Here is a 12,844-nt window from a genome sequence, read left to right as displayed (position 1 = left end):
GAGGTCGAAGCGCAGGCGGCCGGCTTCGACCCCGTCACCGCCGTGGTCGACTCCACCACCCGGGCCGGCTACTACCCCGGGGCCAAACCCATCCGCACCAAACTCATCGCCGAACGCGGCACCGGACGGCTGCTCGGCGCCCAGATCGTCGGGGAAGAAGGCGCGGCCAAGCGCATCGACGTGCTCTCCGTGGCGCTGTGGCACGAGACCCCGGTGGAAGAGCTGCTCAACATCGACCTCTCCTACGCCCCGCCGTTCTCCCCGGTGTGGGACCCGGTGCTCATCGCCGCGCGCAAGACCTGGCAGGCCGTCGAGACCGACCGCGCCCGCACCGAACCCGGATGACCACCGGCCCCTCCAGGGGCAGGCAGTGCCCTGCCCCCGGAGCCTTCCTCTACCGTGGAAGGCCACAGACCAGTCCAGGATCGAGGTGCGCACCGTGCGGATCGGTGAAGCGGCCGCAGCCGCCGGCATGACCACCAAAGCCCTACGGTTCTACGAACAGCACGGGCTGCTGCCCCCGGTGCACCGCGGCCCCAACGGGTACCGCGACTACCCACCCGAGGCCCTCGCCCGCCTGCAGTTCATCCGCCGAAGCAAGGCCGCCGGACTCAGCCTGGCCGAGATCCGGAACATCCTGCAGATCCGCGACGCCGGGCAGGCCCCCTGCGCCCACGTAGCCGCACAGCTCGCCCAGCAACTCACCGACCTCGACCAGCACATCGCTGAGCTCACCGCCCTGCGGGCCTCCGCGGCCGAGCACTACCAGGCCGCCTCCCAAGGCGACCCCACCCAGTGCGATCCCGCCCAAATCTGCAGCTACCTCTGAGCCCACAGCCGCACCACGGCCGCCAAATACCTCTGTCAGAACACCGCCATTCACCGTCGACAGTCACAGTCGTTCCTCTCGATAAGTAGCGGTGGTGTCCGGTGAGGGTTCCCCTTACGGGCATGCGATCTGGGCTGACGCCTGTGACCGAGTGTTTAGTGCGCGCTGTATAGTTCAGTCCATGCTGACTATTGCTTCGCGTCTCGACGTGATGAACCGCCTGGGTCGTGCACTGGCCGACCCCACTCGATCCCGGATCATCTTGACCCTGCTCGACCATCCCGCTTACCCGGCGGAACTGGCCCGAGATCTGGACCTGACACGCCCGAACGTGTCCAACCACCTGGCATGCCTGCGCGATTGTGGGATCGTCGTCTCCGAGCCCGAGGGTCGTCGGACACGATATGAGATCGCCGATTCGCACCTGGCGCAGGCGCTGACGGCACTGGTCGATGCCACCCTGGCAGTGGACGAAGACGCCCCGTGCATCGATCCCGCCTGCTCGCTTCCCGGATGCGACGCAGCTGGGGAGGGCGCATGATCCTCACCTCGGTCTTGCAGGCGATGGGCCTGTTCGCAGCGACCAACATCGACGACATCATCGTGCTCTCCCTCTTCTTCGCGCGAGGGGCAGGCCAGCGCGGCACTACCGCCCGCATTCTGGCCGGCCAGTACCTCGGATTCGCCGGCATCCTCGGTGCCGCGGTCCTGGTGACCATCGGTGCCGGAGCATTCCTGCCCTCGGCAGCCATCCCGTACTTCGGTCTCATCCCTCTGGGCCTCGGCCTCTGGGCCGCATGGCAGGCCTGGCGCGGAGACGATGACGACGATGACGACGAGGCCAAGGTTGCCGGCAAGAAGGTCGGCGTGTGGACAGTCGCAGGCGTCACCCTTGCCAACGGCGGCGACAACATCGGCGTCTACACCCCTGTCTTCCTCAGCGTGGAACCTCTCGCAGTAGTCGCCTACTGCATCGTCTTCCTCGCGCTCGTCGCGGTCCTGGTGGCCCTGGCAAAGTTCGTCGCCACCCGCCCCCCGATCGCCGAGGTGCTCGAACGCTGGGAGCACATCCTCTTCCCCATCGTTCTCATCGGCCTCGGCATCGTGATCCTCGTCAGCGGCGGAGCCTTCGGACTCTGACGTAGCGGCAGCGATCCAAACGGCCCCGACCGGGCGCACCCCTCTCGGTTCAGACCGCGACACCTACCTGCAGCCAGTCCTGCGTGATCGCGGCAACAAGACCGCCACGGAGCGCTGCAAAAACCCCGCCACCAAGCGAACGAAGCCACACCTCTTTGCACCCTCGCCACACCTGACTGTGAAGCGAACGGGTTACGGGCGTGGGGATTGGGGCAATTCCACAACCACCTCTCACGCGGGCGCCTTCGCGTACGAGTCGGTAGCTAGTGTGTCGTCTGCGCTGTCGGTGCCAGGAGTGAGACGATGCAAAGGCGAATTGAAGTCTTGTCGGCAGGAGGCCGAATGAGCGCGTTCGACGAGATCGGGCGGCGCGGAGATGCAGCTGGCCCTGAGACACTCGCGTTGCTTCGGAGGCTCGGCGCCCAGGTGACTCGGTCTTCCTCGTATCCGCCACCCGAGGGGTACGACTCGTGGTGCGATGAAGCGGTTGACGACCTGCTTGCCGACATGTTTGTGAAGAACCCTGCGCGTGGTCGCGTGTTCGTGCTTGCCTGCTTCGTGAAGGCAACAGGCCAGGCCTCGTTGGAACGCCTGCTCCTCGCTACCATCGGTAACTTCCTGAAGGATCAGGCAAAAAGTACTGAGCGGGGCAAGCTCCGCCGTCGGCTGGACACGATCCTTGGGGAGGATGGGCGCTTTGTCCGTCCGCCAATCTCGAAGACAGTCCAGGCTTGGGCATTATCGGACGGCCCTGCAGCGCTCTGGCAAGGCGACATCGACCAGCTTCATCGGGCGGCGGCCCGTGTCCGTGGCTACCAGATCCTCACCTGGAATACGGCGGGCAAGACGCCTGCGAAGAACATCACTGCCATCTCGGCAGTCTCATACGTCGTCATTGACGATGCTGACGGTTCAGTCCGCGATGAAGACCTGGCCCGGGTGATCGAAACCCGGTTCGTCCTGATCTCGCCACCTGTCTTCATCGAACTGCCGGACGGCAGGTTCACCGAACCTGATGGTCTGGATCATGGTCGTGACGATGAGGATCTCGCCGACCCTGCATTGATCGCGGAGGATTCCACCGCCGAAGCCGAAGTAGCGGAGCGAGCCCGGGGCATCTGGTCAACGCTTAGTGTCCAGGAACGCGCGTTGCTTCCATGCCTTGGAGCGTCGATCGCCGTCCGTTGCACAGTCACGGGACTCGGCCGCGCGACTGCGCAGGCCCTCACCCACTCGTTGGTTGAACGACTCCGGATGGCGACCGTGGACGACGACGAGCGTGATGCGGTCGTGCTCATGTTGGCTCAGATGGGCGGTGGCGCGCAATGAATCACGTCGTCTGTCCTAATTGGGACCGGCAACGAGTCAGGACCCAGGGAAGGAGTTACAGATGAGCGCTGATACTCCGAGGCGACGAGTGAGCCTTGAGGAAGCCGCATCATCGGTTTCTGTCCCGCCGGCGCTTCGGCAGGCGTGGAATGGGCCGGAGCCCCAGATCACCTCCTCGCAGGTGTGGCGAGCCGACTGGGACCACGAGAACTTAATCGTCGTGATCCTGGGTACCCAAGAAGGTATTCAGGCGGCTCCCCTGTCGCTGGACACTGAGTATGCGGACAAGAGCGCCGTCGTGATTGAGGAATCGTCCAGCCCGCTCGGCGTACCGCTCGTGGCATGGCCGGAATTAGCGCATCGCCTGCCTTGTGTTGTCTTCGATCGCTTCGCAGGTGAGCTTTCTCAACACACGCTGGAGGCGATCATCGACCCGAAGGCGAGTTATGACGTAGATCCAAATTCCACCCATCCGGTTCGTCTTTACCGCGCTGCCATTGAGGACAGCATTGAAGCTCTTGCAGCCGCCCGCTGGTATGAGGCCGGCACTGGTCAGCTCAGTACGATTCTCCGCGATGTCGGTGTGCGCGAGATCGCTACTGCACTCGACGTCGCGCCGCAACGCGCCCTCGCGCTCTGGCGCGGACAAGCGGCGTTGACTAGAAGCGAAGCAGAGCGACTCAGCCCTCTGGTGGATAGACCAGCTGATGCGCTTCTGGCCGCCAATCCCAGCCCCCCGTCAGACCTCATTGCACGCCTGGACCAACCGTCCAGGCATCGCCAGGTTCGAGCTGTCGCAGAGCGACGCGGCGTTGACTTATCAACGTCTTACCGCGATGTGGCCTATCAGAACTGGGCACTAGCCGCGAGACAAACGGGTACGCAGAAGAACATCAACTGGGATCTTCGTCTAGACACATACTTCTCGGTGGCTCTCCATGGCGAATGATGCGAGGCGTCCACTCGCCGTGCCGAGGAGCACCGTCATCGAGCAGGTGAACGACATGCTCAGCTACCTGGATGAGACAGAACCTGGTCTGCGGACTGATCTGTTCCATGACGCAATCGCGGCGTTGGGGATGAGAGCTGATGTCACGCTCCGCCTTGTTCCTGACTCAGAGGCGGATGCCTCGCTCTGCAGTGTCGCTGGAGTTTATCTGGAAGATCACGAACCTCCTACATTGGCTGTGGCGGAATCAGCCAGTCCAGGGCGGCGGGCGTTCACAGCTCTCCATGAGTTCGGGCACCATCTCCAGCGGAGCGTGTTCGAGTTGATGGATCGCCTAACGCAGCAGCCCGATGGCGGAATCGCCCTTGAAGACGTTGCATGTGACTCGTTCGCCTCTGCCGTGCTTATCCCGAAGGAACTGGTCGTACAGCACATAGGGGACCGCGGGCCAAGCGCGCATTCGGTCGTCTCACTTTGGGAAGCATCCAGCGCTTCCCGCGCCGCCATCTGCGTACGGACTGCCCTCGAGCTCAAGACGCCGGGGCACGTGACGCTTCTCGACGAACGCGGTGTTGTGGTTTTTTCGTCGTCGCGTGAGCTGCCCCCACTTCGACGAGGAGGCGACCAGTCCAACGCGGGGATCGTGCGTGCTGCGCTTCGCAGCAGCAGACGTGCAGCACAAGGCGAAACCGATTTCGTATACCGCGATGGCATCCGAGGCCAGCGGCTTTACGCACAAGCGGCCGATATCGGCGGAATGCTCGTCGTCGTCTCCGTGACCGAACGTGCCACGTGGCTGAATCTGTCTCTCCCGAAATTCGACCGCGGTCCAACAGGTGCATACCGGATCTGCGAACACCCGTCATGCGGACACGAGTTTCGATCCTTTGAATCCCCGTGCACCGAGTGCGGCGCCCCCAAATGTCCCGAGTGCGGACGATGCAACTGCGGATTCAGACTCAAGGAGAAGACCTGCCCCACGTGCTATCTCGTCAAAGCAACCCATCAATTCGACCCCGGCAGCGCTGAATGCCGCGACTGCGCTTAGGCCACCTCGCCATTCAGCACGGCGATCCGAATTACGTCGTCTGTCCCTGGTAGAGCATCAGAACACGAGGCTCCTGAGGGCTCCCTACACCGGGAGGAGCACCAGAACACAGCATCCGGTGAGAAGGTAGACGACGTATTTACTATGACCAGCACGATAACTCTCGAACAGATCCTCACGGAGGCGCGGCACCGCATCGAGGTCTCCGATCCCGAACTGGCCGAGGCGCGCAAGCGACGCTCCGCGCTAGCTTCGGCTCTCCGGACCGAGTTCCCCGGCGCCCGCACCTACGTCAACGGCAGCATCGCTCACGGCGACGCTCTTACCCCGTTGACCGACGTCGACCTCGGCGTCGTCGTCCCGGACCCCGACAACGCGTACGGGCCGGGCAAACAGGGCCCGAAGCAGCTCAAGGACCGCGCCGCGAAGGCGATCCGGACGGGCCTCAAGGAGGACTACGGAGACCTCGCCGTCGAGGTCGAAGGGCGCAAGCGCTCCATCCTCGTCCGGTTTCGTAACCCCGTCGCGCCCGGACAACCCGACTTCACGGCCGACGTGATCGTCGCGATCGACAACCCCGACGCGCGAGGACTCTACATCCCCAGGTTCCAGAGCTGGGACCGCGCACATCCTGAGCGTCACACGGGACTGGTCCTGACCGCCAACCAGACCACTAAGTCCACCTTCGCCAGGGTGGTCCGCCTGATCAAGCACTGGAATCGCCGTAACAGCAAGCCCTTGTGCTCATGGAACATCAAAGCACTGGCCCTCGACTGCATCACCACTCCCACCACTCTCCTTCCCGCGATGCGTGAGTGGTTCCGGTACGCCATCGAGCAGCTCTCCATCAGCGAAACCCCCGATCCCGCCCGTGTGGCCAAGAACCCAATCAAGCTCAACGAGAAAATGACCCGGACTGAGGTTGTGCGACGCTTGACCCGTTCGCTTGAACGCCTCGACCGAGCCATCGAGTTTGAGGCGGCCGGATACCCAGTGCTCGCACACGACGAGCTCGCGAAGCTCTTCAACGACCCTGACATGCTTCCGGCCCCTAGCCCGGTCGCCGTCCTCCACGAAGAGGCCCGGCGGGTCACCGATCAGAAGAAGAAGGACACCCAGGTCTATGGGACCCCTGCGCTCCTCACCGGGACCGGGGTTGCGGCCGGCACGGAACGGAACAACGTCCGATCATGGGGAATTTGACCGACTGGTACGGGGCGCGATCCTCGTGGACGCTTCCCTTCCGGCGCGACGCTAAACGCTACTACGGGGATGTCGTGAGGAGTGAGCTCCACGCAGGCTACCTCCTCTACCGACACGAAGGTCTCGACATCCCGGGACGACCGGAGCCGGTACCCGTCACCGTCCGCTTCGACGCACAACCACGATATGAGACTTACGGACTACGCGCCGAGGACTACCCACGCGTGTATGCCGATCCAGGTTTGCCGTCACCGCACCGGATGCCAGACGACAGCCTCTGTCTCTTCTACCCGGGTGATCCGCCGGACAGACGTTGGACTGCCGACAACGGACTACTCAAGTTGCTCAGCCTTACCGCCGACCACATTTTCTTCGAGACGTACTGGCGCGACACCGGAGGACATGACCGCGGCATTTGGCTCGGCCTCGAGGCCCCCCATGGATACCAAGGACCCACCCCATGACCACGCCAACCCCTATGCCGAGCCCCGCTGCTACGGCAACGCCAACTCCTGCGTCCGATCCCATGGTCATAATTGAACCCCTCAGCGGGGACGGCATCGCCACCATCGTTGCAGCATTCCTGGCCGCAGCCATCGCGCTCATCGGCTACAGCATCCAACAATCGACCACGCGCAAAGAACGCCGCGCGACCATCTACAGTGAGGCGCTGCGCGCCGTCGAGGACTATCTCGAAGCCCCCTACTTGGTCCGCAGGCGAGACGGATCCAATGGATCTCGCCAAAACGTGACGACTCAGATCAGTGAGATCCAATCCCGCCTCTCGTACTATTGCGCCCTTCTGGACCTCCATGCGCATACCCAGATCAGCAATGCGTACAGCGAGCTGGTACGCACAGCGCGATCCGAAGCTGGACCGGCGATGTCAGCAGCTTGGAAGACACGACCCACCACCAAAGACAAGAATGTTCCGCTCGGACAACAATTCGAACGAACGAGGAGTGACGCAGCGCGGCGGGCAGTCATAGCCGCAATTCGGCGACATGACGGTCGACGTATGTGGGGGACATCCCGATCTAGCAGTTTGTGATCCATCCCGCGGTGTCCGTGCGCTGCCAGATCAACCTCGACAGACAATCCCCCTGGTCGACCAAATCGGTTCACCGTCAAGGAGGGCCATCAAGGCCGAACGGAGCGCTCCAGCGCGTGAGCGTCTCTAGATAGAGTCCTACGCATGAATACGACGACGGGAACATCCGGGTCCACCGCGAAGGAAGAACCGGAAGCTCCTTCCATCAAATTGAGCGATGCGCCTTTCGCTCCGGTCCGATGGCTGGTAGATGTGGAATTCTGGAAGGACGTCACGCTCAATGTCTATAGCGCAGCTGTCATCGCGGTGTTCACCGTTACGCTCGGCTCGATCGCGCAGCTGTTCCAGACCCAGCAGTACGGTCTTATCATTCTGACGGCCTTATGGGGCCTTCACAGCTGAGTGTGGGTAGCGGTTCTCCGCCAGGGGCGATGACCGCCTGCGGCGAGCAGAGCCCGTAACCGGTAGTTGTCGAAGTTCCGGAAGCCGCGGGCGACCCGACGCATGGTCTCGATGACGCCATTGACCGCTTCCGTGGGCCCGTTCGAGGCTCCTGCGGTATCGAAGTAGGCCAGGATCGCGGCCTTCCACCGGCGTAAGGTCCGTCCGAGCCGGGCGATCTCCGGAATGGGACAGGACGGGAAGGCACCGAGAATCTCGGCGACGAGCCGGCGCCCCTGCTCGGGGCGGGCGTGGTAGACCGCGCGCAGCTTCTGGTAGCAATGCCAGGCAAGGGTGACCTCGTGATGCGGGTCCCCGGCCTCGAGCTTCGCGTTGAGTCGGCGGACCTGCCTCTCGGTCAGGTGCTCGGCGCCGATCTGCAGGGTGCGGCGGATCCCGTACAACGGGTCCCCGGCCCGGCCCCGGTGGCCCAGAGTGTCCTGCTGCACCCGACGACGCACCTCGTCCACGACCTGCCCGCCGAGTTTCACCACGTGGAAGGCGTCCAGGACGGTGATCGCCTCCGGGAGCTCGTCGCGGATGGCATTGGCGTAACCGTGGAACGGATCCAGCGTCGCCGTGCGGATCCCGCTCGTGAACGCCGGCCTCTGCTCGATGAGCCAGTCGCCGTAGGCCGCCCCCGTGCGCCCGGGCACCAGATCCAGCAGTCGTGCCCGGGGCCGGCCGTCCTCGCCGCGGGAGTGGTCCACGATCCCGGTGACCAGCCCAGTGCCGGGTGGGCCCACGTGGCGCCAGACGTGCTCGTCCACGCCCAGGGCGTCCACCCCGGCCAGCCGATCCTCCGCGGCCAGCTGGGCCTCGATGACTGGAGTGATGGCGTCCCAGACGGTGTTCCAGGCGACCCCGAGCATCTCGGCCAGGGCCGAGACCGCGATGTCGTGGCAGCGCAGCTGCGTCACCGCCCAAGCAATCGCGCGGGTGGTGAGCTTGGCCCGCGGTGCCGCCAGCTCGTGGACCTCACTGAAGGTCGTCACCTCGCACGCCGTCTCATGGCAGCGGTAGCGGCGTTTGCGCCAGACCACCCGCACGGGCACCCCAGCGCAAGGCAGGTCGTGCAGCAGCACCGCCACCCGGCCGTGGCCGACGGCGAGCACCCCGCAAGCCGGACAGCCCACCAGTGACGGCACGGTCTCGACCACCAGGGTGAACGAGGAGCGGTGCCGCTCGATCGTGAGCACGTGGACATCGGGCAGGTCGAAGAGCGCGCACGCCGGCGCGCACATAGCATGGGACACATCGAGGCCTTCGAGGACGGTTGGATTCAGCACCCCCATCCTGGAGGCCTCGACCCCTACCCGACCCCCGTGACACGCACCCCGCTTGGGCCCTTACCCACACTCATTTGGGAAGGGCCGCTTTTCACCGGGCGGGGTAAACGGGCATGACAACGCCTCGCGGTTGCTTACCGAGCGAACGGGTGTGCAACGACTCGGCTGAGGTCCCGGGCTGGGCCAGCACCGCTGGGTGGTAGAGCGTGGCTTCGCCTGGCTGCACTCCTATAAGCGGCTCCGGACTGGGTGGGAACGCCGGGCCGACCTCCACCTCGTGCTCCTGCAGTTGGCTTGCGTGCTGGTCCGCCATCGACGGCTCACCGCGTTATGAAACGAGTTCTTAGGGTAAGTCTGGCCCAGACCGCGGTGGTTCTGACGATTGGAGCTACCGATATCGCACTGTTCACCGCCACCGAGTGAGCCCACCGCCGGGTTGTCATCTCCAAAGCCGAACGTCAGGCCTCCCATGCATCATGGCTCGAGGCTCACAACGCTCGACGCGGCCATAGATCACTCGGCGGCCTGCCAACGACCAGCTGGCTGTTACCAATTTGATGGTCGCATGCACCTATCCACCGGCGTTAGCCGGAGAAGGATTATTGCGGTCGGGCGGAACCGGAATCGACTCGAAATCCTGACGGAGCTTCTGCAGGTCTCGTTTGACGTGGTCGCTGGCCGCTCCAAGAAGCGCCAGTTGTGCATACGTACGCTTCCAGTCGCCGCACACAGTGTCCCAGAAACCTTCAAAATCAGGGGCGCCAACACCCTTGGAGTGATCAGAGGCGATACGTTGGAGCACTCTTATCGTGTACCGGAGGAAAGCGGTCCACGTAACAACGTTACTACTTGTCGCGTCTAGCGATGCGGCGCGCTCAAAAGCGTCCAGCCCACGTTCGTAGTATGTCTGGACATCGAACGGGGTGCGGGAAGCTTTCTCCAAAAGAACCGTGCCGAGAGTTGTAAAGCTGTACGTATCGGGGACGAGTTCCGTTGCGCGGAGTGCAAAAGACTCTGCCTTGGCAAGCAGTTTTACATCGGATCGAGAGTTTCGTCGTGCAACAATCGCTCGCTGCTCCCAATACCTTGCGCTCCAAGATCCGAAAACGTCGATAAGGGACGTGTACCACAAATCGAGATCCGCGCCAGGAAAAGCTTCGGTCAGGTTTCGATGCGACATGAATGAGCCAACGAGGAGGGCAGTTGGATTGCGTTCTCTGAGACTTTGCTGGTTCAGTCTCGATGAAACACTCCGAACTGCGTCTCGCAGTATTTCGGAAGCGTTTTGAGCACCTAGACGCTTGACAATAGGTTGCAAAGCCAACCAGCGATGGCGAGTACGTACGTCGGTTCCGTCCGTGGAGATGAGCGACGCGAGTTGCGGGTCTTCTTGGATCTTCCTGACGAGTTGGTCGCTGTCGATGCCAATCATTCTGCTGGCGTCAATGACCAAGAGGCGGTGGTTCACAAGAGACGCATATGCCGCAATCAGGACGGCCGCGATTTTTTGGACGTCTTTCAAATCTTCGATGAGATACTCGACTCGCCGTCCAAATCCTGGCGCATTCTCGATCTGCGCCATCGCGTCAAATAAATCATGGCCCTTGAAGTGTGCTAAGCGCGCCGAGTCAGAGCTTTTTTCTAGTGCCCCAAGTCGACCTATCCGGCCCAGGGTGTCAACTAGTCGAGCCGCATCAGTCCTTGACAGACGGCCGTTAATCCCAGCCACTCTTGCGTGAGCAAGGTTGGAACTTTCGACTCGTCCAATGATGCTGGCTTCACGAGATGAATCGTCGACGACCACGCAGGCAATGCTTGCTCCGGAGAGCCGTGCCTCAGTGATAAGCCGGTCCAAATCATCGGCGATGTCGGCCGCGCCGTCGAATAGAAGAGCAAGCGATTTCCCATCCGCAGCGAACGCTAGAAGCGCCTCCACGTCGATACGCCCGTCGTGTCGGAACTGAAATGTCCTCCAGGAAGCCTTCCTGAGATGCTCGCCGAGCTGAAGTAGGCCGGTAGAGCGCCCCGTTAGGCGCCTGCCCGTATACGCGATGACCGTTGACTTATGTAAGGACCGACCAATCTGATTGCAGTCGAGTTTCGCCTTGGTAACCCATGCAAGTTCGGCCGCTAGGCCGTTCTGGATATCGCTCCATTTAGGTTCATCGCCGCCGATAAAGTCGTGTCCCGTCGGTGCCGGCGATGAGGTTAGCTTGAGTTCAGTGAACTGTTGGCCGATGCGTATACCAAGCTCAAGCTCCGCACCGAGGTCATGTTCCAAATTTAGACCGGTAATCTCGCCCCATTCAAGAACAAAATCTTCGGCGGTCATCTCAACTGGGACCAGTCCCCACCGTGTCAAATCTGCTCGCATTGCGGGCGAGATTGTTCTGGCGACGTAAAAACTGGGGGCGGCGTGAGTTGGATGACGACGCGATACAACAGCTTCGATGTCTGGTTCATCTCTAAGTCGCGCACCGAGAATCACGAACGGAGAGTTGCCATAAGAGTCGTGGAAGTTGACCGGCCAAGCCGCCCTAGAGGCGGCTGATCCGGCGTACTCACTCAAGGAGAATACGAGCTTTCTGGGTTTATCAGTATTAACAACGCCGTGAAGGTGGACGACATTGAGATTTCGGCCTTGGCGGAAACTGTCATCCCAGTTTAAGACTTGGATTTGCCGACTCGTTTCCTTCGCAATCGCGGTGTGCGCAGACTCAAATGTGTCATCGACATTAAGGGTCCAGACTGTTGCCCACGGGCTTCTCGCGTAGTACTCCATCCAGTACGGGTGCTCGACACCCCAGAAGCGCTCCCTTAGCCACGAATACACACGTGATTCGCCTACGGCCTCAACTGCGCGGTCGTAGATCCGCCACAGTAAATCGTCCTTTTCAGTGGGAACGTCAAATTCATCGCAAAGCTGTTCAATCAGCTTGCTACTGCCCGGAAGCGGAGTTCCAGTACGTGAGGTCGAGTCCATGCTCGCCCCTGCGCCGAGCAGTAGGTGGTACTCACCGTTGCGTGCAGCGCGACGTAGTGCGAGACGCTGTGCTTCTGTAACGTCCTTCAAGCCTGCATGTGGCCTTTGGTTCATGTGAGCCAGTGTCGCAGACGGCCGGGCTACGCGCGGAGCACTGAAGTTTCCTATCGGCGCCACCGTGTCGTGCCTGTGGAGCTTCTCGCCGACGTGTTGAGAAGTATCAGTCAGATGGCCCGAAGTGCGGTGTGCATGGCCTTGAGGTAGCGCCAGCTGCGCCGGATCTTGCGCACATCCAACAGCGCGTTAATCGCAGCGACGCCAGCGGGCACGCTCCAGGTTGGATCGCCCGTGATGAACGCGGTGAGGATGAACCCCGCGACGGCGGCCGTACCCAACAGGCTCCATTCGACGATCTCGCACGCGAGAGCACCCGCCGCCGATCGTTGCGACGGGTCGGCGGGGGGCATGCCATTCTCTGCGGTGCTGGCAATGGTGCGTTGCAGGGACTCGCGCTCAGCCTTCTTGCCGAGACGAGGGTGGGGCGCCTGGGTGATCTGGAGGATGCCCCACCCCAAGAGGTAG

At 62.4% G+C, this 12,844-nt stretch carries 13 protein-coding genes and 1 pseudogene; 11 read left to right on the top strand and 3 right to left on the bottom strand.

The features are described from left to right. From D9R02_RS09500 to D9R02_RS12010, 10 genes are all read left to right on the top strand, one after another. On the top strand, positions 1 to 345 hold a 345-nt coding region (locus D9R02_RS09500), incomplete at its 5' end, for an oxidoreductase dimerization domain-containing protein (protein WP_498071522.1). Between the two features lie 94 nt (positions 346 to 439). Next, on the top strand, positions 440 to 829 hold the full coding sequence (locus tag D9R02_RS09495) for a heavy metal-responsive transcriptional regulator (protein WP_029603659.1): 390 nt from the start codon (positions 440 to 442) through the stop codon (positions 827 to 829). A gap of 181 nt (positions 830 to 1,010) precedes the next feature. Further along, a complete protein-coding gene (gene cmtR / locus D9R02_RS09490) occupies positions 1,011 to 1,370 on the top strand; it encodes a Cd(II)/Pb(II)-sensing metalloregulatory transcriptional regulator CmtR (RefSeq protein ID WP_006590980.1) in 360 nt (119 codons plus the stop codon). Beyond that, positions 1,367 to 1,969, top strand: a complete 603-nt coding sequence (locus tag D9R02_RS09485) for a cadmium resistance transporter (RefSeq protein ID WP_016997609.1) — start codon at positions 1,367 to 1,369, stop codon at positions 1,967 to 1,969. The genes cmtR and D9R02_RS09485 overlap by 4 nt, the downstream gene beginning before the upstream one ends. Before the next feature lie 342 nt (positions 1,970 to 2,311). Beyond that, on the top strand, positions 2,312 to 3,298 hold the full coding sequence (locus D9R02_RS09480; RefSeq protein ID WP_019311207.1) for a hypothetical protein: 987 nt from the start codon (positions 2,312 to 2,314) through the stop codon (positions 3,296 to 3,298). A gap of 61 nt (positions 3,299 to 3,359) precedes the next feature. Then, complete coding sequence (locus tag D9R02_RS12020) at positions 3,360 to 4,247, top strand: hypothetical protein (RefSeq protein WP_124109926.1); 888 nt, start codon at positions 3,360 to 3,362, stop codon at positions 4,245 to 4,247. Beyond that, positions 4,237 to 5,295: an ImmA/IrrE family metallo-endopeptidase gene (locus D9R02_RS12380; RefSeq protein ID WP_081477497.1), complete on the top strand. Its 1,059-nt coding sequence runs from the start codon at positions 4,237 to 4,239 to the stop codon at positions 5,293 to 5,295. Before D9R02_RS12020 ends, D9R02_RS12380 begins: the two co-directional genes overlap by 11 nt. A gap of 144 nt (positions 5,296 to 5,439) precedes the next feature. Next, positions 5,440 to 6,498 (top strand): nucleotidyltransferase domain-containing protein, encoded by a 1,059-nt coding sequence (locus tag D9R02_RS09470; RefSeq protein ID WP_019311208.1) that lies wholly within the window; start codon positions 5,440 to 5,442, stop codon positions 6,496 to 6,498. Between the two features lie 460 nt (positions 6,499 to 6,958). Beyond that, positions 6,959 to 7,549: a hypothetical protein gene (locus D9R02_RS12105; protein ID WP_052209580.1), complete on the top strand. Its 591-nt coding sequence runs from the start codon at positions 6,959 to 6,961 to the stop codon at positions 7,547 to 7,549. A gap of 144 nt (positions 7,550 to 7,693) precedes the next feature. Then, positions 7,694 to 7,951 (top strand): hypothetical protein, encoded by a 258-nt coding sequence (locus D9R02_RS12010; RefSeq protein ID WP_124109924.1) that lies wholly within the window; start codon positions 7,694 to 7,696, stop codon positions 7,949 to 7,951. On the opposite strand, the gene D9R02_RS09460 is transcribed toward D9R02_RS12010, so the two are convergent. Then, entirely contained in the window at positions 7,942 to 9,279 is a 1,338-nt protein-coding gene (locus D9R02_RS09460) for an ISL3 family transposase (protein WP_019311210.1), read from the bottom strand. The two genes, D9R02_RS12010 and D9R02_RS09460, sit on opposite strands and share 10 nt — an antisense overlap. A gap of 169 nt (positions 9,280 to 9,448) precedes the next feature. Between D9R02_RS09460 and D9R02_RS09455 the strand changes: the two are divergent. After that, positions 9,449 to 9,613 (top strand): annotated as a pseudogene (locus tag D9R02_RS09455) (transposase); the annotation flags it as partial. Between the two features lie 237 nt (positions 9,614 to 9,850). Here the strand turns inward: D9R02_RS09455 and D9R02_RS09450 are convergent. Further along, positions 9,851 to 12,376, bottom strand: a complete 2,526-nt coding sequence (locus D9R02_RS09450) for a P-loop NTPase (protein WP_081477498.1) — start codon at positions 12,374 to 12,376, stop codon at positions 9,851 to 9,853. A 110-nt stretch (positions 12,377 to 12,486) separates the two neighbouring features. Further along, positions 12,487 to 12,844: hypothetical protein (locus D9R02_RS09445; RefSeq protein WP_121566810.1), on the bottom strand; the 358-nt coding region annotated here is incomplete at its 5' end.

This window comes from Kocuria rhizophila (assembly GCF_003667225.1).
GTDB lineage: Bacteria > Actinomycetota > Actinomycetes > Actinomycetales > Micrococcaceae > Kocuria > Kocuria rhizophila.
Note: the sequence above shows the minus strand (reverse complement) of the source record. Positions and strands in the feature narration are given on the sequence as shown.